This is a genomic window from Pontibacillus salipaludis (assembly GCF_014642405.1).
GTDB lineage: Bacteria > Bacillota > Bacilli > Bacillales > BH030062 > Pontibacillus > Pontibacillus salipaludis.
On record NZ_BMIN01000012.1, the window covers coordinates 69,770 to 95,570 of the forward strand.

Annotated in this window: 22 protein-coding genes; 15 read left to right on the plus strand and 7 right to left on the minus strand. The window is 41.9% G+C overall.

Annotated features, from left to right (window positions below; all coding sequences use genetic code 11):
• Nucleotides 1-3: 3 nt before the first annotated feature.
• From IEW76_RS13500 to spxA, 5 genes are all read left to right on the plus strand, one after another.
• Complete coding sequence (locus IEW76_RS13500; RefSeq protein ID WP_036784904.1) at nucleotides 4-927, plus strand: ABC transporter permease; 924 nt, start codon at nucleotides 4-6, stop codon at nucleotides 925-927.
• Between the two features lie 19 nt (nucleotides 928-946).
• Nucleotides 947-1,990 (plus strand): ABC transporter ATP-binding protein, encoded by a 1,044-nt coding sequence (locus IEW76_RS13505; RefSeq protein ID WP_188654664.1) that lies wholly within the window; start codon nucleotides 947-949, stop codon nucleotides 1,988-1,990.
• Entirely contained in the window at nucleotides 1,990-2,937 is a 948-nt protein-coding gene (oppF, locus tag IEW76_RS13510) for an ABC transporter ATP-binding protein (RefSeq protein ID WP_188654665.1), read from the plus strand. The genes IEW76_RS13505 and oppF overlap by 1 nt, the downstream gene beginning before the upstream one ends.
• A gap of 454 nt (nucleotides 2,938-3,391) precedes the next feature.
• Nucleotides 3,392-3,985 carry a GNAT family N-acetyltransferase gene (locus IEW76_RS13515; protein WP_188654667.1) on the plus strand — a complete coding sequence of 198 codons (594 nt, stop codon included), beginning with the start codon at nucleotides 3,392-3,394 and terminating at the stop codon, nucleotides 3,983-3,985.
• Between the two features lie 389 nt (nucleotides 3,986-4,374).
• Nucleotides 4,375-4,770: a transcriptional regulator SpxA gene (spxA, locus tag IEW76_RS13520; RefSeq protein ID WP_036784895.1), complete on the plus strand. Its 396-nt coding sequence runs from the start codon at nucleotides 4,375-4,377 to the stop codon at nucleotides 4,768-4,770.
• Between the two features lie 46 nt (nucleotides 4,771-4,816).
• Here the strand turns inward: spxA and IEW76_RS13525 are convergent, their stop codons facing one another.
• The gene (locus IEW76_RS13525; RefSeq protein ID WP_188654669.1) at nucleotides 4,817-5,482 is read right to left on the minus strand and encodes a TerC family protein; all 666 of its coding nucleotides are present in this window, start codon (nucleotides 5,480-5,482) and stop codon (nucleotides 4,817-4,819) included.
• Between the two features lie 321 nt (nucleotides 5,483-5,803).
• Between IEW76_RS13525 and mecA the strand changes: the two genes are divergently transcribed.
• The 4 genes from mecA to pepF all read left to right on the plus strand — a co-directional run bounded on the left by mecA (nucleotide 5,804) and on the right by pepF (nucleotide 12,050).
• Nucleotides 5,804-6,493, plus strand: coding sequence for an adaptor protein MecA (gene mecA / locus IEW76_RS13530; protein WP_036784890.1), 690 nt, complete (start codon nucleotides 5,804-5,806; stop codon nucleotides 6,491-6,493).
• Nucleotides 6,494-6,687: 194 nt separating this feature from the next.
• Nucleotides 6,688-8,199 carry a cardiolipin synthase gene (gene cls / locus IEW76_RS13535; protein WP_188654671.1) on the plus strand — a complete coding sequence of 504 codons (1,512 nt, stop codon included), beginning with the start codon at nucleotides 6,688-6,690 and terminating at the stop codon, nucleotides 8,197-8,199.
• 388 nt (nucleotides 8,200-8,587) lie between these two features.
• Nucleotides 8,588-9,757: a competence protein CoiA gene (locus IEW76_RS13540; protein WP_188654673.1), complete on the plus strand. Its 1,170-nt coding sequence runs from the start codon at nucleotides 8,588-8,590 to the stop codon at nucleotides 9,755-9,757.
• Between the two features lie 487 nt (nucleotides 9,758-10,244).
• A complete protein-coding gene (pepF, locus tag IEW76_RS13545; protein WP_373285993.1) occupies nucleotides 10,245-12,050 on the plus strand; it encodes an oligoendopeptidase F in 1,806 nt (601 codons plus the stop codon).
• 502 nt (nucleotides 12,051-12,552) lie between these two features.
• On the opposite strand, the gene IEW76_RS21110 is transcribed toward pepF, so the two are convergent.
• The 4 genes from IEW76_RS21110 to IEW76_RS13560 form a co-directional block, all read right to left on the minus strand.
• Entirely contained in the window at nucleotides 12,553-12,726 is a 174-nt protein-coding gene (locus IEW76_RS21110) for a hypothetical protein (RefSeq protein WP_505806662.1), read from the minus strand.
• Nucleotides 12,727-13,123: 397 nt separating this feature from the next.
• Nucleotides 13,124-14,017, minus strand: coding sequence for a ClpXP adapter SpxH family protein (locus IEW76_RS13550; RefSeq protein WP_188654675.1), 894 nt, complete (start codon nucleotides 14,015-14,017; stop codon nucleotides 13,124-13,126).
• On the minus strand, nucleotides 14,014-14,418 hold the full coding sequence (locus tag IEW76_RS13555) for a globin domain-containing protein (RefSeq protein ID WP_188654677.1): 405 nt from the start codon (nucleotides 14,416-14,418) through the stop codon (nucleotides 14,014-14,016). Before IEW76_RS13555 ends, IEW76_RS13550 begins: the two co-directional genes overlap by 4 nt.
• Nucleotides 14,419-14,562: 144 nt before the next feature.
• On the minus strand, nucleotides 14,563-15,135 hold the full coding sequence (locus IEW76_RS13560) for a CYTH domain-containing protein (protein ID WP_188654679.1): 573 nt from the start codon (nucleotides 15,133-15,135) through the stop codon (nucleotides 14,563-14,565).
• 163 nt (nucleotides 15,136-15,298) lie between these two features.
• On the opposite strand from IEW76_RS13560, the gene yjbM reads away from it, so the two are divergent.
• Genes yjbM through IEW76_RS13575 form a run of 3 tightly spaced genes read left to right on the plus strand, consistent with a single transcriptional unit; the run spans nucleotide 15,299 to nucleotide 17,653 of the window.
• Nucleotides 15,299-15,937, plus strand: coding sequence for a GTP diphosphokinase (yjbM, locus tag IEW76_RS13565; protein ID WP_308422076.1), 639 nt, complete (start codon nucleotides 15,299-15,301; stop codon nucleotides 15,935-15,937).
• A 21-nt stretch (nucleotides 15,938-15,958) separates the two neighbouring features.
• Complete coding sequence (locus tag IEW76_RS13570; RefSeq protein ID WP_036784872.1) at nucleotides 15,959-16,759, plus strand: NAD kinase; 801 nt, start codon at nucleotides 15,959-15,961, stop codon at nucleotides 16,757-16,759.
• Nucleotides 16,760-16,777: 18 nt separating this feature from the next.
• Nucleotides 16,778-17,653, plus strand: coding sequence for an RluA family pseudouridine synthase (locus IEW76_RS13575; protein ID WP_188654683.1), 876 nt, complete (start codon nucleotides 16,778-16,780; stop codon nucleotides 17,651-17,653).
• Nucleotides 17,654-17,702: 49 nt separating this feature from the next.
• Here the strand turns inward: IEW76_RS13575 and prpE are convergent, their stop codons facing one another.
• Together prpE and IEW76_RS13585 are read right to left on the minus strand one after the other, a co-directional pair.
• Complete coding sequence (gene prpE / locus IEW76_RS13580) at nucleotides 17,703-18,455, minus strand: bis(5'-nucleosyl)-tetraphosphatase PrpE (protein ID WP_188654685.1); 753 nt, start codon at nucleotides 18,453-18,455, stop codon at nucleotides 17,703-17,705.
• 648 nt (nucleotides 18,456-19,103) lie between these two features.
• A complete protein-coding gene (locus IEW76_RS13585) occupies nucleotides 19,104-20,279 on the minus strand; it encodes an FtsW/RodA/SpoVE family cell cycle protein (RefSeq protein ID WP_188654687.1) in 1,176 nt (391 codons plus the stop codon).
• Nucleotides 20,280-20,537: 258 nt separating this feature from the next.
• Here IEW76_RS13585 and mgtE point away from each other — a divergent pair, with 258 nt between their 5' ends.
• The 3 genes from mgtE (at nucleotide 20,538) to IEW76_RS13600 (ending at nucleotide 25,800) form a co-directional block, all read left to right on the plus strand.
• Nucleotides 20,538-21,911 (plus strand): magnesium transporter, encoded by a 1,374-nt coding sequence (gene mgtE, locus IEW76_RS13590; protein WP_188654689.1) that lies wholly within the window; start codon nucleotides 20,538-20,540, stop codon nucleotides 21,909-21,911.
• 20 nt (nucleotides 21,912-21,931) lie between these two features.
• Nucleotides 21,932-23,797, plus strand: a complete 1,866-nt coding sequence (locus IEW76_RS13595; RefSeq protein ID WP_188654691.1) for a monovalent cation:proton antiporter family protein — start codon at nucleotides 21,932-21,934, stop codon at nucleotides 23,795-23,797.
• A 701-nt stretch (nucleotides 23,798-24,498) separates the two neighbouring features.
• Nucleotides 24,499-25,800, plus strand: a complete 1,302-nt coding sequence (locus IEW76_RS13600; protein ID WP_188654704.1) for a homoserine dehydrogenase — start codon at nucleotides 24,499-24,501, stop codon at nucleotides 25,798-25,800.
• Nucleotide 25,801: the final 1 nt, after the last annotated feature.

Here is a 25,801-nt window from a genome sequence, read left to right on the forward strand (position 1 = left end):
TCGATGCAACAACAAAAGATACCAAAGGAACTCTTTGAGCAAGTTGGTGGAAATACTACTGATTCTGAAAAGATATCGCGCCCAAGTATTTCATTTTGGAAAGACGTTTGGATGCGATTTAAGAAAAATAAATTAGCGATGACTGGCGTTGTGCTTCTGGTTATTTTGGCTATTATGTCACTCGTTGGACCACATTTAACTCCATATAATTATTATGAGAATGATTTGATGAGTGCCAACCAGCCGCCGTCTGGTGAACACTGGTTTGGAACCGATGAACTTGGACGTGATGTGTTCACGCGTATATGGAACGGAGCACAAATCTCCTTATTCATTGGTATAGCAGCAGCATTGATTGACTTAGCTATTGGTGTAATCTGGGGTGGACTTAGTGGTTACATCGGTGGACGTACAGATGAGTATATGATGCGTTTTGCAGATATTCTTTGGGCAATCCCTTACCTACTAATGGTTATCTTACTGATGGTTGTATTTGAGCCAGGTCTTGGTACGATGATTGCAGCTATGACGATTACAGGTTGGATTAACATGGCACGTATTGTACGTGGACAAGTTCTCCAATTGAAGAGTCAAGAATATGTAATGGCAGCCCAGACTCTTGGAGCAAACACATCCCGAATTATGGCGAAACACTTAATCCCGAACACAATGGGACCAATCTTAATTACCATGACACTAACAGTTCCAAACGCAATCTTTACAGAGGCGTTCTTGAGCTACCTTGGTCTTGGTGTACCTCAGCCACTAGCAAGTTGGGGAACAATGGCGAGTGATGGTGTAGCAGCGCTTCAATATTATCCATGGCGCTTATTCTTCCCAGCCTTGTTTATCAGTTTAACTATTTTTGCATTTAACGTTATTGGAGACGGTTTGCGTGATGCGCTAGATCCGCGACTTCGTAAGTAGAAGGAGTGAAAAATAATCAATGGAAAATATCCTAGAAGTAAACGACTTGAAAGTTTCATTTAATACGTTCGCAGGAGAAGTGCAGGCGGTTCGCGGAGTGAACTTTCATGTGAAAAAAGGTGAGACACTTGCTATCGTAGGAGAGTCGGGTTCTGGTAAAAGTGTAACGACTCAATCGATTATGCGTCTTATACCGATGCCACCAGGAGAAATTAAGGGTGGAGAAATCTTGTTTGAAGGAACAGATCTCGTGAAAAAGTCTGACAAACAAATGGAGAAAGTTCGCGGTAAAGATATTGCGATGATCTTCCAAGATCCAATGACTTCTCTAAACCCAACGATGAAAATCGGGCGTCAGATCATGGAGAGCATGATTAAGCACCGTAAAATTGCGAAAACCGATGCAAAAAAACGTGCAATTGAGCTTCTTGATCTTGTTGGAATTCCAAAGCCTGAACAACGTGTCGATCAATACCCACATGAATTCTCAGGTGGTATGAGACAGCGTGCTATGATTGCTGTTGCTCTAGCATCTGATCCGAAATTATTGATTGCCGATGAACCAACAACAGCTCTTGATGTAACAATTCAAGCTCAAATATTAGAATTATTGAAAGATATCCAAAAGAAGACCAATACGTCAATTATCTTTATTACACACGATCTTGGTGTTGTAGCAAACGTAGCTGATCGTGTTGCTGTAATGTATGGTGGAAAAATTGTTGAAACAGGTTCTGTTGATGAAGTGTTCTACAATCCTCAACACCCTTATACATGGGGACTTCTTGCTTCTATGCCAAGCTTAGATGCTGAAGAAGGGGAGCTTCAAGCGATCCCTGGTTCTCCACCTGATTTGACGAACCCTCCTAAAGGAGATGCATTTGCTGCTCGTAACAGCTATGCAATGAAGGTCGACTTTGAAATGGAGCCCCCGATGTTTAAAGTAAGTGATACGCACTATGCTGCAACATGGCTTCTTCACGAAGATGCACCTAAAGTTGAGCCACCTGCCGTGGTTAGAAAGCGTATTGAGCATTTTAAGGAAAAGGCTGGTGAACGTTAATGGCCAATAACCAAGAAGTATTAGTAGACATTAAAAATCTAAAACAACACTTCGGTAGAGGAAGTCATAAGGTCAAAGCTGTTGATGGACTAAATTTCCAAATTTATCGTGGTGAAACATTTGGACTTGTTGGCGAGTCCGGTTGTGGTAAGTCTACGACTGGTAGAACGATTATTCGCCTTTATGATGCTACAGATGGTGAAGTTCTTTTCGATGGTGAGAACGTTCATGGTAAGAAATCGAAAGCTGACTTGAAGAAGTTCAACCGTAAAATGCAGATGATTTTCCAGGACCCTTACGCATCGCTAAACCCGCGTATGACTGTATCTGATATCATTGCAGAAGGAATTGATATCCATGGACTATCAAAGGATAAGAAAGAGCGTAAAGAGCGTGTTGTAGAACTTCTTGAAACGGTGGGTCTAAACCGTGAACACGCAAACCGTTATCCGCACGAGTTCTCTGGAGGACAGCGTCAGCGTATCGGAATTGCCAGGGCCCTTGCAGTAGACCCTGACTTTATCATCGCGGATGAGCCAATTTCTGCACTAGACGTTTCCATTCAAGCGCAGGTTGTAAACTTGTTGAAAGAACTTCAAGAGGAAAAGAATTTAACGTATTTATTTATCGCACACGACTTATCGATGGTTAAATACATCAGTGACCGAATTGGAGTTATGTATTTCGGTAAGCTAGTGGAAGTAGCTAGCAGTGACGATTTATACCGAAATGCATTCCATCCTTACACGAAATCACTCATGTCTGCAATTCCTCACCCTGATCCAGATTATGAACGTAACCGGAAGCGTGTTACGTACGATTTACAAGAGCATCTTAGAGAGATGGACGGGGAGGAACCAGAATGGCGTGAAGTAAGTCCGGGCCACTGGGTCTCTTGTACTAAGAAAGAATTTGAAGCCTACCAACAACAACTTCAAACACAATAATGTGGGAGCTCATCTTTTGAGGAGATGGGCTTTTTTGCGGTTTTTAACTTAGTGCATTAAAGTGAAAAAGGATTAAAACAAAGAAAAGCGACATTCGATAAGCAGACGAACATCGTACCAATTAACCTTGTTCACTTAATTGTTAGAAAATTAAATCATTTGAGCATTATACTAGCACAAAATTCTGATAAAATAAAGCGAATCTTTTACCTTTTTAGAGTCGAATCCTGTTGGGTGTCCAAATAGTACCTACCCTAATCAAGTCGAGTTTGTTTTTGTCTTTTGATTCACTTAGGCCAAAATATCTACACCCTTTATGCGCATGTTTCAAACATCATGTTTCATAATAACAAGCAAAGGGTACTCAAATTTCGTGGGGCATGACCAAGATAAATTTAACAAATTGGAGAATATTCGTTATAATAAAGAAGACTACAAAATAAGGAGTAGATCAATGAATTGGTATGAAAAGCTTAATAAGTATTTTCCTATCGAAGAAATGAAGTCAAGAGAGCACATGGAAAGACTTTTGAAAGAACAAGGCGAAGTGTACAAAAAGGACGAGAGTGATGAACATGTCCTCATGTATGCAGAGTTCAATTCTTTCATCTTTATTGATTATGTCTGGGTTTCCGCAAAAACGCGCGGGAAAGGAATTGGGCATAAATTAATTCAGAAACTGAAAGACAAAGGTAAACCGATCATCCTTGAGGTTGAACCGGTCGATTATGAAGACACTGACACCGAAAAACGCCTCCGCTTTTATCAAAAAGAAGGATTCGAACACGCAAAATCCATCGGTTATGCTCGTCGTTCCCTAGCGACAAATGAGTTAAACGAAATGGAAATCCTCTTCTGGTCCCCTGAGCACGAATCCGAAGCTTCCATTTACGAAAAAATGAGAGAAATGTACCAAAAAATCCACACGTATAAAGATAAAGAATTGTATGGTAAGTCTTATCAGCATGTAGACGAGGTACTAACGCTCGATGAAGACCGAGATATGGACAACATTCTTAATGCTTTGAAAAAGCCTGAAAACGCTTAACTTTAAAAATGAAGCAAGCAGAGAATGATTGAATCTGCTTGCTTTATTTTTATATGAGTAAGATGGATTCTTTTATTATGCGCTCCTATATAAAACCCAAATCGCTATACTTGAAATGCAGTCTAATTAAAAAATATCCACGAACTTTAATATTTTTGAAACTTTTCTGCTTCTAAAACGTTTAATACTATTAAAGAGGTGGAATATCTCCTATAGAAGAGGACATTGTATAAGTTTTGTGGAATTTAAAAAACATTTCTATATAGCATCTATCCAATTTAAAACATCTATAGTATACTTAGCCTAGATACTTATTTAAACTAATTTTAATTTAATAAACGATTAAAAGTACTTTTTTCGTAATAAATCTATTGAGGAGTGAAGCTTGTATGGTAACACTTTATACTTCTCCAAGCTGTACATCATGTCGTAAAGCGAAAGCATGGTTAGAGGAGCATGAAATCCCGTTTCAAGAACGTAACATTTTCTCAGAGCCTTTGACAATTGATGAGATTAAAGAAGTTTTACGAATGACTGAAGATGGCACGGATGAAATTATCTCAACTCGCTCTAAGGTTTTCCAAAAAATGAATGTAGATCTAGATCAGCTTCCAATGAAAGAGCTGTTTGACATGATTGCAGATCATCCCGGATTACTTAGAAGACCTATTATTGTAGATGAGAAACGTCTCCAAGTTGGATACAATGAAGATGAAATCCGCCGTTTCCTTCCTAGAAAAGTACGTACATTTCAATTACAAGAAGCTCAGCGCTTAGTTAATTAAACAAAAACCTGCAGTCCTCATAAATAGGGAATGCAGGTTTATTTTTTTATGAAGAACGTTCTTTTAAGAGGTTGTACCAAACCCCGGTAGCCATAACAATCCCAATGGTAAGGGGAGGTATGATCCAATGAAGGATTGGTAAGCCGCTGTAGAAGTACTGTAAAGTCGCTTCACCTAATATCATTTCAGCTGCTGTATAGGCCAGTACAGCTGCCCCTATGTATATAAGGAAAGGGAATTTTTCCATTAGGGCGAGAATCAATTTACTTCCCCATATAATAATGGGTACCGAAATTAGTAAGCCAAATACAACTAGGTAGACTTCTCCTCTGGCAGCTCCGGCAATTGCCAATACATTATCAAATCCCATGACGAGATCAGCGAATACAATGGTTTTGACAGCTGCCATGAGACTTGTATGAGCTTGAATTTCAGGGCCATCTTCCTGGTCCGTGACTAGGGTCATAGCGATATAAACGAGTAGGACACCACCGACAAATTGTAGGAATGGAATTTGAAGCAGGAAGACTGCTATTCCTGTCATGATAACCCTTAACCCTACAGCAAGGCCTGTACCAAGTAAGATTGCTTTGTTGCGCTGGCTAGTTGGTAAATTTCGGCTGGCAAGGGCAATGACAATGGCGTTATCGCCACCCAGAACCAAATCAATTCCAACGATAATAAGAATAGATTGAATGATCTCAAAATCCACAAAAAAACCTCCCGCTTCTAGTGACAAAGATGGCCAAATAAGCTACAATGTTAAATTAACTAACCCTCTACTAGTACTTATATGTACAACCATGGGAGTTCATGAATAAGGATCTCGTCTAGGTCATTCGTTTGTTTTTAATTTTATGAGCAATTCTGTTTTCAATTAGCAGGGTAGTATCATAAAATGGTATTAAACGTAGCAAGAGCACATCAAATGGTTGAGAATAGTCATATGAGGGTAAGGTAAAGTAATAGCAATATTGAAAGGGTGAAGTTTTCCCTTCCACCTTTAACTAATCAACAGAAGGGAGCGAGTTCCATGGAAATCGAACGCATTAATGAAAACACAGTTAAGTTCTATGTTTCCTACATTGATATTGAAGATCGAGGTTTTGACCGCGAAGAGATTTGGTACAATAGAGATAGAAGTGAACAGCTCTTCTGGCAAATGATGGACGAAGTAAACGATGAAGCAGACTTTAATATAGACGGTCCGTTGTGGATTCAAGTACAGGCCATGGATAAAGGGCTGGAGATTGTTGTAACGAAAGCTCAAGTATCAAAAGATGGTCACAAACTTGAATTGCCAACTGAGGACGGTAAGACATTAGATATGCCTGTCGACGAGAAGCTTGAATCACTTCTTGATCAAGAAGTAAACGCTAACCAAGAAGGGGACCAGGATGGAGAAGACGAAGCAGTGGAATCCGACAATTTATCATTTGTCATTGGCTTCCGTGACTTTGAAGATGTCATCCAGTTAAGTCATTACTTCTTAAATGAACAATATGTAGAAGATCAATTGTATCATTTTGATGGATCTTATTATCTATACGTTCAATTTGCGGATGGACAGTTAAGTGACGAATCTCAAGAGAATATTTTGAGTCAACTACTAGAGTTTGGCCATGAATCGCCACTTACCGTTCATCGCTTAGAAGAATACGGTAAAACGATCTTCAGTGAAAATGCACTAGAGCATATTAGTAGTTACTTTCCTGCAAAGTAAACCATGAGCGGCACCTTTTATAAGGAGCCGCTCTTTTATACGTTATACAGCATTCTTTTGGATGAAGGTTTGCTCTTTCGTAAAAAATAAAAGGAAGACCTTCATTTTATGTACATATAATTGAAACAAGAGAAGAAGAACCTACGTATATAAAGGGCAAAAGGGATTTCAGTTGGAGAAAGGAATCGAAGCTTATGTTCAAACGGATTCAGGTTCTCGTATTTATGGGGATATTAATTGGAGTATTCTATGTAACGAAAGAATTGTGGCAAGGGTGGCTTATTGGAGCCGTTTCTATCCTTTTTACGATTTCAGCTATCTTTATTGGTTTACTTATTTTCTTTGAAAATCGTCATCCCACACAGACTCTAACCTGGCTGCTCGTCTTAGCAGCCCTGCCCATTGTCGGGTTTTTCTTTTACATCCTATTTGGGCAAAATTATCGAAAGAAGAAGATGTTTCGTAAAAAGGGAGCTTTGGATGAGGAAGCCTTTCGCAAGATTGAAGGCGAAAGTGACATTATGCCTTATCAGGTTGAGCAGATGGGGGATCACCAGAAACTGTTGGTTCGTCTTGCCCAAAGATTGGGACATTCACCGATTACATTTAGAACGGAAACGAAAGTATTAACAAATGGAGATGAAACCTTTGGAGAGATTCTTAAAGAATTAAAGAAGGCTACTCACCATATACACATCGAGTATTACATTGTCAGGCATGATCACATTGGGAATGAAATCAAACAGATTCTTATGGATAAGGCTCGAAGTGGCGTGAAAGTCCGGTTCTTATACGATGCTGTAGGGAGCTGGAAACTTTCGAGTCAGTATAAAGAGGAGTTAAAAGAAGCGGGGGTTGAAATGAAGCCGTTTCTTCCTGTTAAATTACCGTTTTTAAACAATAAGATTAATTTCCGTAATCATCGTAAGATTATTGTGGTAGATGGCAACACCGCTTTTGTAGGTGGTTTGAATATTGGTGATGAATATTTAGGCCGTCATGAATACTATGGCTTTTGGCGCGATACCCACTTATTCGTTCAAGGGGAATCAGTACGAAGTTTGCAGTTGATCTTCCTGCAAGATTGGTACTACATGACGGATGAAGCGCTTCTTACGAATGAGTACTTATCACCGCAACTGGTGGAGCGTGATAATTTAGGTGGCGTGCAAATGCTCGCCAGTGGACCAGATAATGAGTGGGAAGTGATTAAGCACGTATTCTTTTCGATGATCGTCTCGGCTAAGCATTCCATCTGGATCGCTTCACCTTACTTTATACCGGATGAAGATATTCTCACAGCACTAAAAGCTGCCGCATTAAGTGGTATAGATGTAAAGATTCTAATGCCAAGCCGACCGGATAAGCGGATTGTCTTCCACGCTTCCCGTTCCTATTTCCCTGAACTACTTGAAGCTGGGGTGAATATATACGAGTACCATAAAGGCTTCATGCACAGTAAAATTATGATAATTGACCAGGAGCTTGCCTCAATTGGTACATCAAACATGGATATGAGAAGTTTCCATTTGAATTTTGAGGTAAATGCGTTCTTATATCGCACCAAGAGTACAAAGACCTTAGTGGATGATTACGAGCTAGATATTCAATCATCCAATCAAATTATCCTAGAGGATTTCCGTAAGCGAGCCTTAGCCAAACGCTTTATGGAATCCACAGCAAGACTCCTGTCGCCACTCCTATAACCGTTATAACCCTGATTCTCATTGAGGATCAGGGTTTCTTTGTACTAGTTATGGAAGACTTGGAGCTGAGATATTTTAGTATGGAAAGGGCCGTTACGATTATGAGTGCTTGGGCTTGCTCGGGGACAACTCGCTTTCCTGCGGGGAGCTGGGAAGCGAGTGGTTTCCAGGCCCACCTTATGTTCAATTGAAGTTAACGAAAACATTCTCTCAGCTTCGAGTCTAACGCCGAACGATTCACGTCGTGTGGGGGCGCGGGAACCGAGTGATTTCCCGAAACACCTTACACTCAATTAAAGCTAACTGAAACACCCTCTCTTTTGGAGTATCCAGCTTTTTAGAAGGATTCTGAGAATAAATGAAGAATAGAATAACCTGGAGGTGATTTATGTTAAGTGCCATTACGAAAAGTGGTGTAGCACATGTATTAGCAAAATATACAAGGGAGGAGATTCATGAATTAAGGCGCCAGCCGTTTTATTGCCCAGCTTGTTCTGAAGAAGTTATTCTGAAGGCTGGTTCTAAAATGATACCCCATTATGCACACAAACCTCGCTCGGAATGTAATGTTCATGATATAGGAGAGGGGGCTTATCATGAAGCGGGGAAGTGGCAATTGTATGAGTGGCTTCGCTTGCAGGGTTATCATGTAGAGCTCGAGTCTTATCTCCCCTCTATACAACAGCGGCCTGATCTTTTGTTAACGATTGGGAAGAAACGTGTCGCAATTGAGTATCAATGTTGTCGTATTTCCCCGGAAATGATCAAATTCCGAACGGAGGGTTATAAATCGGAAGGAATTATACCTCTTTGGATCTTAGGTGGAAACCGCCTCAAACGTATACACACTAATATGCTTTCGTTAACCTCTTTTGAAAAAAACTTCTTCCAGCAGTTTAAAAACATTCCACAGCCACTGCTTTTATTTTATTGCTCTTCTACCAATCAGTTTGCGCGTTTCTCGCATCCAATATTATTAACTAATCGAAAAACGATTGGAAGGCTTTCTTTCTTCTCTAAAACCTCGAGTACACTATCTTCAATCCTTTCTCCTCATAAATCCGTTCCACCCTCCTATGTTTATCAAGCCTGGTTAAAAGAAAAGAAGAAGTTCAGAAAACAAATACCAGGAAAGATAAAAAACAGCACGGACTTTTCTTGGAGACAATGGCTTTATCTCAGACGCTTACACCCAAGCATATTACCCTCTCTTATCCATTTACCTGTCCCTTATGCCTTCTTATATGACCTCCCAACCTATCAGTGGCAAGCGAAGATAATAATTGATGAGATCGAGCCTCAAGCCATCGGACAACCTTTCTCATTACCAGTTTACCCTTTCAACCAACCCCCAGATCTAAAAGCCCCCTTACTACGAACAAAACCCAACCCAATCCAACACTATCTAGGCGTATTATGCGAAATAGGATACTTGAAAAAACTAAAGAATGGACAGTATATGAAGCTAATGAACCTTCCAACTCCCAAGAACGCACACGAAGCCATGCAACAAGACGAGTGGGTTTTAAAAGAACTCTTAAATCGATCACTACTATAAAAGGATTATCAACAGTTCAAGGACATTAGAAGGATGAAACCAAAACTTATTTTGTCCTTCTCTTTTTTATTCACAGCCCTTCCATTGTTTAAGCGTATTGTATCGTTAAAACTACATGCGTCAGTTTCCGTTCGTCCCAATATGGAAAAGGAGGTCCTAGAAACTGCGAGACTCCCGTGGGCAGAAGAGCCTAGGTGAGGCCCCGGAGGCCGGCGTGCCGGCTGAGGAGGCTCACCAGCTCCCCACAGGAAAGCGAGTGGTTTCCAGGACCTCCTTACACTAGACTAAAATAAACGGAAACATTCTCTTAGCTTCGGGCAATCCATATACTGTGGATGTGGATACTCTACGCAACATCTTGGCATGATCAAAAAGGTTTCGGGTATAATGGTAGTAGGAAAAACAATAATTTTTCTGAATATTTAAAGGTTTTTCGAGACACGAAAAAGAAATATATGATAGACCAATAATTGAAGGAGGAATACCATTGGCTAAAGAACTACCAAAAAGAGATGAAATACCAGAAGAACGGACCTGGAAACTCGAAGATATCTTCTCAACAGATGAAGTGTGGAATGAAGAATTTGAGGCGGTTAAACAATTAACACCACAAATTAAAGAATATAAAGGAAAATTACATGAGTCTGCGGACACATTATATAACTTACTAAAGCTGCAGGATGAAGTGGCTAATCGTGTAGGAAAATTATTTACATATGCGCACATGCGTTATGATCAAGACACGACGAACTCTCATTATCAAGATATGAATACCCGTGCAGAGAGTCTGCTCACACAAGTAGGCAGTGCGATGAGTTATATTGACCCTGAGATCCTTGCAATGGAAGAGGGCACTGTAGAGAAATTCCTTAATGAAAAAGAAGAACTAAAGCTGTATGAGCACGCGTTAAATGAAATTACGCGTTCTCGTCCGCACACACTCTCTGAGAAAGAAGAAGAGTTGCTTGCTCAAGCATCTGAGGTTATGTCTAACCCTCAACAAACATTTGGGATGCTTAACAATGCTGACCTTACATTCCCAACTCTTACGGACGAGGAAGGAAATGAAGTAGATCTTACACAAGGTCGCTATCTTCGTTTCTTAAAGTCTAAAGATCGTTCTGTGCGTAAGCAGGCTTTTGAAGCCATGTACGATACGTATGGCAATTTTAAGAATACATTCTCCTCAACGTTAAGTGGTGTAGTTAAGAAGCATAATTTCAATGCTAAAGTTCGTAACTACGACTCTGCACGTCAGGCTGCATTAGATTCCAACAATATCCCTGAGAAGGTGTATGATAACTTGGTGGAAGCTGTTAACGATCGTTTACCAGCATTGCACCGCTATGTGGAGCTTCGTAAAGAAGTATTAGATCTTGAAGATGTTCATATGTATGACCTTTATGCTGATCTTGTCCAGGATGTTGATATGGATATCCCATATGAAGAAGCGCAAGAAACGGTGTTAAAAGGATTAGCTCCTCTCGGTGAAGAGTATACCACTATCATTCAAGAAGGCTACAAGAATCGTTGGATCGATGTGGATGAAAACAAAGGGAAGCGAAGTGGTGCTTATTCTTCCGGCACTTATGGAACAAATCCATACATCCTCATGAACTGGCAAAATAATTTAAATAACCTATTTACTCTTGCTCACGAGTTAGGCCACTCTATGCATAGTTACTATACAACAAGTACTCAGCCGTACCGATATGGAAACTATTCCATTTTCGTCGCTGAAGTGGCTTCAACAGCGAATGAAGCGTTGTTAAATGATTATTTACTCCAAAACACAAATGACGAGAAGCGTAAGCTATACTTACTGAATCACTTCCTAGAAGGATTCCGTGGTACAGTCTTCAGACAAACGCAATTTGCTGAGTTTGAACATGACATTCATGAACGTGCACAGAACGGTGAGGCCCTAACGGCTGATCGTTTAACAGAACTGTATCATGATTTAAATGAAAAGTACTTCGGCAAGAACGTAGTCGTAGACGATGAAATCGGGTTAGAATGGGCCCGTATCCCTCACTTCTACTACAACTACTACGTGTATCAATATGCCACAGGCTACTCAGCAGCCACAGCCCTAGCCTCTCAAATCCAAAAAGAAGGCGAACCAGCTGTTGAGCGTTTCAAAGGCTTCCTAAAAGCCGGAAGCAGCGACTTCCCAATCGAAGTCCTAAAACAAGCCGGCGTAGACATGACTTCAAAAGAACCAATCGAAGCAGCGCTAGATGTTTTCGAAGAAAAACTTGACGAGTTCGAAAAACTAATCAAGCAAAAATAACAAACAAAGGCGACTCCCCAAAGGAGTCGCCTTTTGTTTTTATATAATTGCTATTGGTCCAGGGAAGCCCTCTTAATAAAGATAGCTTGCTCCAAAATATATTAGATAGGGGAGGGTCCGATGCTGTGAAAGGCGCTTGGGCTGGCTGGAGGACCACTCGCTTTCCTGCGGGAGAGCTGGGAAGCCTCCACGCCGGAACTGGATGGGCTCCTTTTCCCGCGGGAGTCTCGCAGTCCTCCAGCCATCCCTGTCGTAAATAGGGGAAAGGACCAACTTAGGGAACACCGAAAGCCCTCTAACGTAACATGATTCCGTTTCTCTATATATGGCAAAGGTGGGCCGGGAAACTGCGAGACTCCCGTGGGCAGAAGAGCCTAGGAGAGACCCCGGAAGCCGGCTTTGCCGGCTGAGGAGGCTCACCAGCTCCCCACAGGAAAGCGAGTTGTTTCCCGGCCCACCTTACACTCAATCCCAGTTAACGGTAATAGTTAATCCCTAAAAATTATTTAAACCCTCTAAAAGAACGTCGGTGGGTAAAGCTGAAGATGGTGAAGTAGATCGCTATAAACAACAAAGGCATAGATATAAGTATAGGAACGAGGCGCATGAGGCCTAATAAATTGAACCCAAAAGCAAGTAGAGTAACGACGATCCAAAATAAAGGGAATAAGTTCACGAGTGCACCTCCAGTTACGTATTATTCTAGTCTATGTAAGGAATGTCCCATACTTTCCAAACAATAGGTGATAGATGTGACGTTTTTGTGAAGGTGATAAAAAAATATTGATATCGAGAGAAATACTTGATATATTTATATGTGAAAAGGATCACATTCAGACAATAACCCCTTTGTTTGACCGTGAAACTTTCTCCCATCCCCCTTTGTCTTAAAGATAAAGACATAGATCAAGCCAGGCCTACCCCGCCTGGCTTATTTTTTTGAGGGGAAGGAAAACCGTGGGTTTATTGTGATAATTTATCTTTTAGTTAAAGATTTTAATATAAATAGATTTTGAGACGCATCAAGTACATAAAAAAACCTTCTTTCTATCAATAGAAAGAAGGTTTTTTATTTATTTTACGTAGCGCCAAAACGTACCGTATTTCACGGGATGTTTTTCAACTTTTTGTTTGAGTTGGAGCTTCTTCATTTCGCACTCGGTTTTCGACTCGCTCCAGTCGAAGACAACGGATATTTCGTGTGTACCTACGAAACGATAAAGCTGTAAGAAATCTTCAAGAGCTGGTTTTACAGCGGCAGGAGGTTCCTTTTGCATCATTTCTTGGAGTACATTCACGTACACGTTGTAAGGGTATAGGCCTGTGATTTTAATGCCTTCTTCTTCTTCTTCCTGGTTGAAGAGGACAATGGCCGGAATCTCCTCCACTTCCATCTCGCGCGTTAGTTTAAGATCACATTGAAGAGCGCGCTTGGCAGAGTCAGAGTGAAGGTCCTGCTTAAATTCTTCAACGTCAAGGTTGCTTTCCTCAGCGCAACGAAGCAGCACGTCTTCGTTTGAAATGTTTTGTTTATTTAAGAACAAGTTCTCTTGTATTTTGCGTAAGAAACGCATGCCTGCTTTCTTGCCTTGGAGCTCTGCGGCTTTGATAGATAAAGCGGCCATCCAAGGAGAGGAGACAGGGTTTTCGAACCATAAATCACCGTCGCAGCTCATCCCAGTTCTAGAAGCGACCTTTTCCCAAACTTTTGCTAGGTCTTCAGGTTTTTGAAAGGCTTCTGCATTAAGAGAAGTTAGCTTACCACTAATAATAGGTCGAATGGTAAAGTATCTCCCATATTCAAGCGTAAGTTTTTTCAGAAATGGCTCTAAAGACCAGCATTGAGGGCATAGTGGATCAATGAAAACATAGATCTCAACTGGCTTCTTTAAAAGGTCGACAAAACCATACTGGGATTGTGGTGTTTGGTTCGTGTTGTTGCGTTCCCCAGTTGCCTTAAAACTCACGTCGATTCTCCTTTCCTTGTTTCTGGTGTGTTCATCATATGATTTGCTGTGTGTGATAAGCGTTCAAAGATAACACTTCTATAAGGTTCTTCGATCTCAGCTTCTTCTAGCGCACCATCCATACAATACAACCACGCATCTTTTCTTGTTGGTGTAATTTCAAAAGGTAGGTGGCGGGCTCTTAACATAGGGTGCCCGTGTTCTTCCGTATAGTATGCAGGTCCACCGAGAAACTGGGATAAAAATTGTTCCTGTTTGCGGATTGTTTCTGTGAAGTCATCAGGAAAAATGGGTTGTAAATCTGGATGTTTGGCAACTCTACTGTAAAAGGCTTCTACAAGCTTACTAATTGCAGAAGGGCCACCAATTGCTTCATAAAGCGTACCAGGATTATCATTCATAAGAATGCCTCATTTACTTTTATTTTAGCGGCATCATTCGCCACTTTCATAACGTAGGCGATCCGTCCCCCTTAAATAAGGGGGACCGCCTATTTGTTTGATTTTATTGTAGCAACGGGATGTTTAAACAATCAACAAATCTGTTTATAGTAGAGATTGGAAAAAACGTTGAATTTTGTTAGGAGTCTCTCGTGATGGGATGTCGTGCTGTTGTAACAGTTGTTCAAATGTAGCTTTACCGTGGCCAGCTTCTTTTGCCTCAAGCTCTAATTCGTAGTCCGTAACATTATTGAAATGACTCCGGTCAAGGACGACTAGCGTATCGTTGTACTCTTTCTCCATACGTTCAGTCGTTAATGCTCCCTTGAAGCTTAAGTTGCTGAATGGGATACCAAGTGATGCTAATTGCTTCTCTATATTAGGAGCGGTTGTCGGCTGCTCATTCATCCACTTATAAGCTTCCTCTTCAGTCAGCGTATCGTGCGTTTCAAGAAGACCGTCAACATGTGGTTCCTTTAAAGTTGCCGTCCAGGTATCGCCTTTTTTACGAATGCGAAGGGCAGCAAGTTTTTCTCTAAGATCAAACTGATCAGTTTCAAAATAATAGTTCGTTTGGGTAAAGCGATCTTCAGTGGAAAAGGCTAAAGCATGAACAAGTGCTTCATATTCCTCTTCTGTAAGCAAATTCTTAAATTCGATTTCGATTTCTTGTGACATACAAATTCCTCCATTAATGCGGCTTATTTGCCATTTCTATTATTGATGAATGGGATAAAGATTGCAAATATTAATCATGAAATCATTTATGATACAATAGATCACAGGCCAATATCGTGACCCATTTACATAGACGATGATTGGATAAAAGGTGGTGCAAGAATTGAATTGGGAAACGTTTTTAGCTCCGTACAGGCAGGCAGTTGATGAGCTGAAGGTAAAATTAAAGGGAATGAGAGCACAGTATGAATATGGTGCTATGCATTCCCCGATTGAGTTCGTCACAGGTAGGGTAAAACCTATAACAAGTATCCTTGATAAAGCTAGGAAAAAGGATATCCCCTACTCTAATCTTGAAGATGAAATTCAAGATATAGCTGGCATTCGTGTCGTTTGTCAGTTTGTAGATGACATTTACACGGTTGTGAATATGATTCGAATGCGCAATGATTTTGGTATTTTAGAGGAAAAAGACTATATTACGAAGAAAAAAGAAAGTGGCTACAGATCCTACCATATTATTATCGAATACCCTGTTGAAACCATTGAGGGAGAGAAGAAACTGCTTGCTGAGATTCAAATTCGCACGCTGGCTATGAATTTTTGGGCGACAAATGAACATTCTTTAAACTATAAATATAGCGGCCAAATTCCGGCTGAAGTGAAGAGTCGTTTAAAGAACGCTTCCGAGGCCGCATTTCGTTTAGATGAAGAAATGTCAAAAATAAAAAGTGAGATTCAAGAAGCACAAGCAATCTTCCGTCAGAAGCATGATCAAAAGGATACAGATGATGATTCCTAATTTTAAAGGGGGAGAACTCAAATGAAATTCGCGATTTTGTCAAAAGGGGACAGTGCTTCAGATGAATTTCTGTCCAAGATGAAAAATTACTTAACGGAATTTAACCTGGAATTGGACCATGATGAGCCAGATCTTGTTATATCAATAGGGGGAGACGGTACTCTACTCGAGGCATTCCATACATATATACACCGTTTAGAGGAGACGGCCTTTATTGGAGTTCACACTGGCCATTTAGGATTCTATGCAGACTGGATGCCTAAAGAGTTAGAGAAGTTAATCATTGAAATTGCGAGAACGCCGTTTCAAGTTGTGGAATACCCTTTACTAGAGATTATCATTCGACCAAAAGGCGATGAGCCAGAAGATAAGTACCTTGCGTTAAATGAATGTTCAGTTAAGACGGCTGAAGGTTCCGTGGTGCTTGATGTGGAAATTAAAGGAGAGCATTTTGAAACCTTCCGAGGCGATGGGTTGTGTATCTCCACGCCATCTGGAAGTACAGCATACAACAAAGCACTTGGGGGAGCGATTATTCACCCTTCACTTGAGGCCATTCAAATTGCCGAGATGGCGTCGATCAACAATCGCGTTTTCCGTACAGTGGGCTCTCCGCTCATTTTGCCAAAGCATCATACAGCCATGCTTAAGCCGCAGAATGACAAAAGCTTTATGATTACACTTGATCACATTACGCGGAAATATTCAGACGTGAAATCCATACAGTGCCGTGTGGCGAAAGAGAAAGTACGTTTCGCTCGTTTCCGTCCGTTCCCATTCTGGAAGAGGGTTCATGATTCCTTCATAGCAGACGAACGATAAAAATAGAGGTGTTATGAAATGAAATTCAAAATCGACCCGAAACACGACGGAATGCTCGTACGAGATTATTTATATCACGTACGAGCTTTTTCACGTCGTATGGTGAAAGTGATTAAGTACGATGAAGGGATTTTAATCAACGGTTCCCCTGTTACAGTAAGGGCTAAGGTGGAAGCGGGGGACGAGTTACGTATTCAATTCCCTGCTGAAGAGCGCGGGCGGCACTTGGCATCGGTTCATAAGCCGGTTTCTGTTCTTTACGAAGATGATGAAGTCATTATCCTGAATAAGCCCCCTTTCCTTGCAACAATCCCTTCTGTGCATCATTTGGATGACACATTGGGCAATAGGCTTATGGGGTATTACGATCACCATGGTATTCCTTTCACATTACATGTCGTAACACGCCTTGATGCAGATACTTCAGGGGTTGTTCTTGTAGCAAAAAATCGGTATGTTCACTCCTTATTAGCAAAGAAGCAAGAGGAAGGGGAGATCCACCAGACCTATCAAGCCGTAGTAGAAGGTCATCTGGAGACGAAGAAGGGGACAATCAATGCTCCCATTGACCGAGCACCTGGTTCGATTATTGAACGACGTGTTGACCCAAAAGGTAAGAGTGCGGTTACTCATTATGAAGTGATAGAAGAAACAGAAGAAACAAGTCTGGTTCATATACGCTTAGAAACGGGCAGGACACATCAGATTAGAGTTCACTTTAACGATGTAGGCCACAGCTTATGTGGTGATTCTTTATATGGCGGGATTAAAAAAGGAATCAATAGACAGGCGCTCCATTGCAACTCAATACGCTTTTCTCATCCGATTAGCGGACATGAGGTTTATGTGGAGGCTCCTTTACCTGAAGATATGGAAAACCTAATTATAAATTAGGAAGATGTTAAGTAAGAGGTTGAGAGCACGAATAGCCTCAACCTCTTTTTTACTCATCAAACGTACGGAATTTTTCAGGTACTTCTGGTTGTTTAGAAGGGACGCTTACGATCTCTTCTTCTGGTAAACGGAAGCACGTTAAAGCACCGCCAAAAATACACCCTGTATCAATATTAACGGTCTTATGTTTGAAACGAGGCTCTCTAACAGGTGTATGACCATACACAATCCACCGATCTCCCTCGTAATCATAAGCCCAGTCACGTCTCACCGGTCGTCCTAATTCATCGAACTCACCTGTTACATCACCATATAAGACAAAGGTATGCACCTTTTTATTCTTAAACGACTTCCCGATCATATCTTCACGAATCCCAGCATGAGCCACAACCGCATTAGCTTCAGGCTCCTGGAGGTACAAAGGTGCTTCCTGATAAAGAGTTATGAACTGATCCTTAATATCTTTTTGCTCGTGTTCAGATAAAGCCTCATATTCCGCCACCGTTGTCTCTAAACCATGCTTCTGTTTAACAGGATTTCCCTGAAAGAAGCGGTACAACTTATTGCAATGATTTCCTGGGACATATTTCGCCATCTTGTTCTCTACAACCATCTTATACACAAGGCGAATCACATCCAATGAAGCAGGTCCTCTGTCAGTGAGGTCTCCAACAAAAACAGGAATACGCCCCTCAGGATGACGAGGGATGTCACCTGTGGTGCTATATCCTAGTTTCTCAAACAGTTCGATTAGTTCATCATAACAACCGTGCACATCTCCAATACAATCGATCTTTTTCATGTAGTAACCCCTCCTGTATGATTAAATTTTTAAGGATAATGATGAATGGATAGCCGAGCTGGTAGAATAGAAATGAAGAGATGTTTCCATTAGCTTTGGTTGAGGTTAAGGTGGGCCTGGAAACCACTCGCTTTCCTGTGGGGAGCTGGTGAGCCTCCTCAGCCGGCAAAGCCGGCCTGCGGGGTCTCACCTAGGCTCTTTATCCCACGGGAGTCTCGCAGTTTCCAGGCCCACCTTTTCCGTATTGTGAGAAATGGAAACATAGTTTATGTGGAATCATTAATTTATATATCTCAAGGCTAGGGATACGGGGCCGTTAGTGCAATATACAGCAAGGGGTGTCTGGGGAACGGGGAGACTCCTGCAGGAGAAAGAGGTCGACGAGACCCTACAGAGAGCGTAGCGAACGAGGAGGCTCTGAAAAGAAAGAGGAAGTTCGACTAACACCGTCACGTCCTGTGACAACGTCGAACGACCCCACGTCGTGTGGGGCCGCCCGCGGAAAGCGAGTCGTTCCCCAGACACCCCAAGCACTTTTAAATGTATCGGCCCCATTTTTATTCATCGTCTCAGCTACCCCTTCACTTAACTCCTTATATTCCCAGATCGAAAAAAGGTGGGAACGCTTGTTTAGCGTTTCCACCTTTTTTACGAATCAAACATATAGGTTCTTGTACGAGAGCGAATGTTTAGCACAAGCCCGATGGCGAGCATATAAGTGATCAATGAACTACCACCGTAGCTAATGAACGGAAGTGGCAAGCCTGTGATTGGTAAAAGCTGAATCGACATGCCGATGTTCTGGAAGATTTGGAACGTGAACATTCCAATTAGTCCAACGGTTAAATAGCTTCCGAAAGGTTCGTTGCTCTCCAGGGCTGTTGTAATCATACGATAAATTAATAGGAAGAAAAGCGTAACAACGATGCTTGATCCAATGAATCCAAATTGTTCGGCAATCGCTGTGAAAATCATATCCGTGTGGCGCTCTGGGATATAAACTTGCATTTCGTTGATCCCTTTACCCATCAATTGTCCGGAGCCAATGGCCATCATAGCACGGACGAGTTGATAGCCGTAGTCCTCGTATTCTTCAGGTTGAAGCCAACCATAGAAGCGTCCGGTTACGTGACCGAAGTCAGATTCCACAAGTAATTTTTCCATCGCCACGGGGAAGAATTGAAACAATCCTACTAGGACAAGGGCGACCATACTAATGATGCCGATGATACTTAATAAAATCCTCCATCGGATTCCTGAAACAAGAATGAGTGCGGCTGTAATCGCAGCTAACACAAGGAACGTTCCTAAGTCAGGTTGTTTAGCGATTAGGGCCATCGGCGGAAGAGCCACTCCGACGATCTTGACAAGAAGCCAGAGGTCGTACTTTAGGCTTCTTTCATTTGGGCGTTTTTCATTGTGTCGAACAATAAGATGACTTTGTAAAATAATAAGAAACACTTTCATGAATTCACCAGGTTGGATCGTGTTCCCCGCAATTTTAAACCAACTGCGCGCCCCGTTATTTTCGTGAACAAGGCTTGAAGGAACATTGAATTCAAGCATAAGTAACATCATAATGCCAATCCCATAGAAAACCCATGCAAGCTGTCGGAAACGGTCGTAATCAAATAACATCACTACTCCAATAACAATGGTTCCTAGTGCATACCATTGAAGTTGTTTCGTAAAGAAATTGGTGTAGTCATACTTAGAAGGAAGCGTCGGCTGTATGGTGTAGAGTGTGAAACAACTTACAGCAGCGATCGCGACTAAAATCATGATGAGTGTAAAGTCTATTTTAAGACCTTGATTGTTGTTCATGAAGGATCCCTTTCTTCTTTCCATAGATTCCGAATTAATATATGTTCCCATATGAAAGTTTACACTATTCTGAGCTGTTTTTTAAGAACTTCTTCCATCGGATTGGTTTTGTGTCTTTAGAGGGATACTAGTGGGACATTGACAAAAAAAGATGTGGACCTTACGATAAAACGGTCAAATGACTAGGTAACGTGGAAAAGACTGTATAATAGTAACTATTGAACCACTTCTGGTTAAGGCGAAAAGGAGGGTTTATCCATGGAATATCTTGAGGACCATGAACGACGCGAACTATGGGACAACATTCAAGATGCATTATTTAATGATCAAATTGACCAATTCCGAGCTGAATTCCTTGAAATTCACCCTTATGACCAGGCGAAGATCTTCGAAGAGCAAACGCAAGATGTGCGTATGCAGATCTATACGTATTTATCGCCTGAAGAGATTGCTGAAGTCATGGAGCATATTGATGTGGATGATATTGAAGAATACTTCACAGAGATGGACCCACGATTCGCCGCTCAAATCTTGGCTGAGATTTCAACGGATGATGCTGCTGACATTTTAAATGAGCTTGATAAAAACCAAGTGGCTAGCTTCCTGACCATAATGGATAAGGAATCGGCTTCTGATATTAAAGAACTTCTGTACTACGAAGAGAAAACAGCCGGTAGTATTATGACCACAGAATTCGTTGTGGTCCGCGCGAATCAAACCGTACGGGAAGCGATGCTTCATTTAAAAAGTGAAGCACCTGATGCTGAGACGATCTACTATGTGTTCGTTATAGATGAGGACAAGCATTTAGTTGGAGTTATATCCTTACGAGACCTTATTATTGCAGAAGAAGATTGGTATATTTCTGAAGTGATGAGTGACCGAGTTGTATCGGTGCAAGTTGGCGAAGACCAGGAAGATGTTGCTCAATTAATGCGTGACTATGACTTCCTAGCGCTTCCTGTAGTAGATTTTCAGGATCACATGCTTGGTATTATCACGGTGGATGACATCATGGACGTTATGGAAGAAGAAGCAAGTGATGACTATTCTAAACTTGCTGGTGTGTCTGATCTGGATCGCCCGGATGAGAATGCATTCGCAGCAGCGAAGAAAAGGTTGCCCTGGCTTGTGATCTTACTGTTCTTAGGGATGATGACCGCAAGCTTGATCGGTCGATTTGAAGAGACACTGAATCAAGTCGCCATACTTGCTGTCTTTATTCCGCTTATTGCCGGCATGGCTGGTAATACAGGAACGCAAGCGTTGGCGGTAGCCGTACGAGGTCTTGCAACAGGTGAACATGAGAAAGAGGGGATTATTAAGCTTGTCTTCCGAGAAGCGGGAACTGGTGTAATCACCGGTCTTACATGTGGTGTCCTTGTTACGTTCATTGTGTATTTCTGGCAAGGTGATTTTTACCTCGGGTTACTCGTTGGGATTTCCATTATGTCGACCCTCATTGTGGCGACACTTGCGGGCGCATTAGTCCCTTTACTCATGCACAAATTAAATGTAGACCCAGCTGTAGCCTCAGGTCCATTTATTACGACCATTAACGATATTATTTCAATCTTAATCTATTTCGGTATGGCAACGACGTTTTTACGTTTGCACCTATTGATTTCCTAGAAGTAAGGAGGGCGAGTGGAATGGAGCACGGTTCTGCATCTGTTACATCACTTGTGATTGTTGTCATCGCAGCATTCTTGACGCCCATCATCCTTCATCGTTTTCGTTTAAAGACCATCCCTGTTGTGGTGGCGGAAATTATCGTTGGACTGATTATTGGTCAGAGTGGCTTTGACTTAGTAAACGAAGGCATGTGGCTTGAAACCTTGTCTACTTTAGGTTTTATTTTCTTAATGTTCCTTAGTGGACTTGAGATTGATTTCTCTGCCTTCGCAGGAAAGAAGAAGAAAGAAACCCTCCCAAGCGGTGGAGAAGCACCGAACACATTAGTTGTGGCTTCGAGTATGTTCTTATTCATTCTTGTGTTGTCACTTGGACTATCCTATTTATTTGTTCTGGCTGGTTTTATCGACAATGTCTTTCTTATGACATTGATTATCTCGACGATTTCCTTAGGAGTCGTTGTACCAACGCTAAAAGATGCGCAAATGCTACGGAGTAACATTGGACAAATTGTGTTACTCGTAACGGTAATTGCTGACTTAACGACGATGATTTTGCTCGCAGTTTTTGTATCGATCTATGGAGGAGAGGAAAGCTCTAGTATGTGGCTTCTTCTCATTCTGTTCGGAGCTGGTGTAGCGATTTACTTTGTCGGAAAATACTTTCAGAATCGCTCTTTCGTGGAGACGATGTCGAAAGGGACCATTCAAATTGATACCCGCGCCGTGTTCACGATCATTCTTATTTTGGTCGGAATTTCAGAAACGGTCGGTGCTGAGAATATTCTTGGTGCTTTCTTAGCGGGCGTTGTTGTCGCTTTATTATCTCCAAATCAGGAAATGGTCAAGCGGCTCGACAGTTTCGGTTATGGTTTCTTAATTCCGATCTTCTTCGTGATGGTCGGTGTAGGAATCAATATCCCGAAACTGTTCCAAGATCCTAAGATTCTACTGCTTATGCCATTGCTGTTCGTGGCGCTCGTGATTGCTAAAATGATTCCAGCGCTTATCCTAAGAAAGTGGTATTCGTGGAAAGAAGTGTTTGCAACGGGATCCATTCTAACTGCGAAACTTTCACTCGTCATTGCTGCTGCTACCATCGGAGAGAAGATGGGGCTCATCAGTACGAGAATGGAAGGAGCGCTTATCCTTGTCTCTGTTGTATCTTGTCTAGTAGCACCTGTTATCTTCAAGAAGCTTTATTCTCATGAAGAGGAAACAGAGCATGTCCAGCAAGTGGCTTTTATCGGCTCGAACCGAATGACATTACCGGTTGTGCGTGAGCTTGATCCAAAGCTATACAAAACGTATCTATATCATACGAAAGTAGATAAGATCGATGAAAAGGTAAGCCGGTCTTGTTTTGATATTAATGAAGTAGAAGCATACGACAAAGAGGTGTTGGAGGGTCAAGGGGTATTCAATGTGGACCTTCTTGTTGCTTCAATTGGGGATGAGCAACTAAACACTGATATTGCCCTTTATGCAAAAGAAAAGGGAGTTGAACGTGTCATCGCACGAGCTGAATCCCCTGAGCTTGATCAGAAGCTTCGCGAAAATGGCGTCGAAGTATTCTCTGTATTCTTATCTTCGAAAGCATTATTAAAAGCGTTAATTATCGCGCCAAACGTCGTTGACATTTTAACCAATCAAGAAAGTTATTTGTATCAGATTGAGATGAATAACAATGAATATGACGGCATGTACATCCGAAACTTCCCGTTCACAGGAGATGTCATCATGGTCCGCATATTCCGCGATAATGAATCCATCATTCCTCACGGTGATACAGAGCTGAAGACCGGTGACCAACTCGTTGTTACAGGATCTTCAGAGTACGTTGAAGAACTTCGCTTTGACCTTGAATTCTGTGAACTCTGCTAACCAAATCAAAAAGGCTTCGGTCCCAAACGGACCGAAGCCTTTTTTGCTTTGGTTTTTAGTTCAGTGAAGGGGGGGAGAGTGTCGGGACGCTCGGTGGAAGTGTCGAGACGAGCGCCGGAAGCGTCGGGATGGGCAGTGAGAGTGTCGTGACGAGTGTGGGAAGTGTCCGGACGAGTTCGAAAGTGTCCCGACGCCCAGCGAAAGTGTCCGGACGAACAGCAAAAGCGTCGGCATGAGCGTCGTAAGTGTCGAGACGCGTGCAGGAAGTTTCAGGATAGGCAGTAAGAGTGTCGAGAAGTAAGGTGGAAGTGTCCGGACGCACAGCGAAAGCGCCGGGACGAGCGACAAAAGTGTCGCAATGAGCGTCGAGAGCGTCAGGATGATCCTCTGAAGTGTCGAGACGCCCAGCAAAAGCATCAAAACGATTTTGCGCTTTAGCGAAGTAACGGGTGTCTGGCACGCGTCACTTCTTTAATGCGTAAAAGCGGTGCGAGACTTTTTTTCATTTTTTTATTTTGGCTTTATGTAAGCGGTTAACGTGTTGGGGATGTTCGTTTTTTGAGGCTTATTAGGTGCGGTGGATATTCATAGTTAATTATGAATTTTCCGATAACGGTTGTGTTTAGTGGGGAGCCTCTTTATAATGTCTTTAATAGAAGTACATATGTACGTTTTGTATAGACAATAAGGAGGGGAAAGCGATGCAAGATAAGAAATTAAACGTAGGATTATGTGGACTAGGAACAGTAGGAACAGGGGTTGTAGAGATTTTACAAAACCACCAGGAAGACATTGTACACCAGGTGGGATGCTCGATTGATGTAAAGCGCATTCTTGTAAGTAATCTTAGCAAACCACGTGGGGCATCGGTTGATCCTTCTTTGTTAACCGATCAAGTAGATGAACTGGTAAATGACCCTGAGATCGACATTATTGTAGAGGTTATGGGTGGAATAGAAGATACGTATCACGTTCTTGAGCGTGCTGTTCAGAACGGAAAACATATTGTTACAGCGAATAAAGATATGATGGCTGTGCACGGTGGCAAGCTAATGGAACTTGCCAGGGAGAAACATTGCGATATTCGCTACGAAGCGAGTGTAGCAGGTGGGATTCCGATTATTGGCTCTCTTACAAACGGGCTTGCTTCAGACCGCATCAATAAAATGATGGGGATTGTGAATGGCACAACGAACTATATTCTAACGAAGATGGTAGACGAGAAGCGCACGTTCGATGATGTATTGAAGGAAGCCCAGGATCTTGGGTTCGCAGAAGCAGACCCCACTTCAGATGTAGACGGGTTAGATGCTGCGCGTAAAATCAGTCTCTTATCAACGCTCGCATTTAAGATGCAAACGGTTCTCGATGATGTTGAAGTAAGTGGTATCCGTGGTATTTCTTCTGAAGATCTTGCTTACGCAGAACAACTTGGCTATACGATGAAGCTTTTAGGCATTGCAAGCCGTGAGAATGGAAAAGTAGAAATGAGTGTGCAGCCAACACTTGTTCCAAATACCCATCCTCTTGCAGGTATTAAAGATGAATATAACGCAGTATATGTTTACGGGGATGCTGTTGGAGAGACGATGTTCTATGGACCTGGTGCCGGTAAACTGCCAACTGCAACAGCTGTTGTGTCTGATTTAATGGATGTCGTGAAAAACGTTCGCCTTGGTGTAACGGGTGAGTCATCTGTTTCTCCGCATTATGAGAAGCAAATGAAAACGAAGGATGAGATTTTCTCGAAATTCTTCGTTCGTTTAGAAGGGGAAGATGAAGCTGGTACATTCCTCGCCATTACGCAAGAGTTCGCGAAAAGTGGCGTTTCCCTAGATAAAATTCTGCAAATGCCTGTAGAGGGACATGACGCAGCTGACATTATTTTAATTACACATAATGCAAGTCGATTCCAGATGGATGCTATCCTTCATGCCTTAGAAGAAATTGAAGCGGTTCGGTCCATCCATAGCGTGTATCGAGTTGAAGGAGAGGGGAATTAAC

Bases quoted from the DNA above. Each gene is read 5' to 3' on its own strand.
- prpE (WP_188654685.1), bottom strand. From the start codon at position 18,455: ATGAAAAAGATCGATTGTATTGGAGATGTGCACGGTTGTTATGATGAA.
- mgtE (WP_188654689.1), top strand. From the start codon at position 20,538: ATGGAATATCTTGAGGACCATGAACGACGCGAACTATGGGACAACATT.
- IEW76_RS13555 (WP_188654677.1), bottom strand. From the start codon at position 14,418: ATGAATGATAATCCTGGTACGCTTTATGAAGCAATTGGTGGCCCTTCT.
- IEW76_RS13560 (WP_188654679.1), bottom strand. From the start codon at position 15,135: ATGTCACAAGAAATCGAAATCGAATTTAAGAATTTGCTTACAGAAGAG.
- IEW76_RS13540 (WP_188654673.1), top strand. From the start codon at position 8,588: ATGTTAAGTGCCATTACGAAAAGTGGTGTAGCACATGTATTAGCAAAA.
- IEW76_RS13500 (WP_036784904.1), top strand. From the start codon at position 4: ATGCAACAACAAAAGATACCAAAGGAACTCTTTGAGCAAGTTGGTGGA.
- cls (WP_188654671.1), top strand. From the start codon at position 6,688: ATGTTCAAACGGATTCAGGTTCTCGTATTTATGGGGATATTAATTGGA.
- IEW76_RS13570 (WP_036784872.1), top strand. From the start codon at position 15,959: ATGAAATTCGCGATTTTGTCAAAAGGGGACAGTGCTTCAGATGAATTT.
- IEW76_RS13600 (WP_188654704.1), top strand. From the start codon at position 24,499: ATGCAAGATAAGAAATTAAACGTAGGATTATGTGGACTAGGAACAGTA.
- IEW76_RS13505 (WP_188654664.1), top strand. From the start codon at position 947: ATGGAAAATATCCTAGAAGTAAACGACTTGAAAGTTTCATTTAATACG.
- IEW76_RS13585 (WP_188654687.1), bottom strand. From the start codon at position 20,279: ATGAACAACAATCAAGGTCTTAAAATAGACTTTACACTCATCATGATT.
- mecA (WP_036784890.1), top strand. From the start codon at position 5,804: ATGGAAATCGAACGCATTAATGAAAACACAGTTAAGTTCTATGTTTCC.
- oppF (WP_188654665.1), top strand. From the start codon at position 1,990: ATGGCCAATAACCAAGAAGTATTAGTAGACATTAAAAATCTAAAACAA.
- IEW76_RS13515 (WP_188654667.1), top strand. From the start codon at position 3,392: ATGAATTGGTATGAAAAGCTTAATAAGTATTTTCCTATCGAAGAAATG.
- IEW76_RS13575 (WP_188654683.1), top strand. From the start codon at position 16,778: ATGAAATTCAAAATCGACCCGAAACACGACGGAATGCTCGTACGAGAT.
- spxA (WP_036784895.1), top strand. From the start codon at position 4,375: ATGGTAACACTTTATACTTCTCCAAGCTGTACATCATGTCGTAAAGCG.
- IEW76_RS13595 (WP_188654691.1), top strand. From the start codon at position 21,932: ATGGAGCACGGTTCTGCATCTGTTACATCACTTGTGATTGTTGTCATC.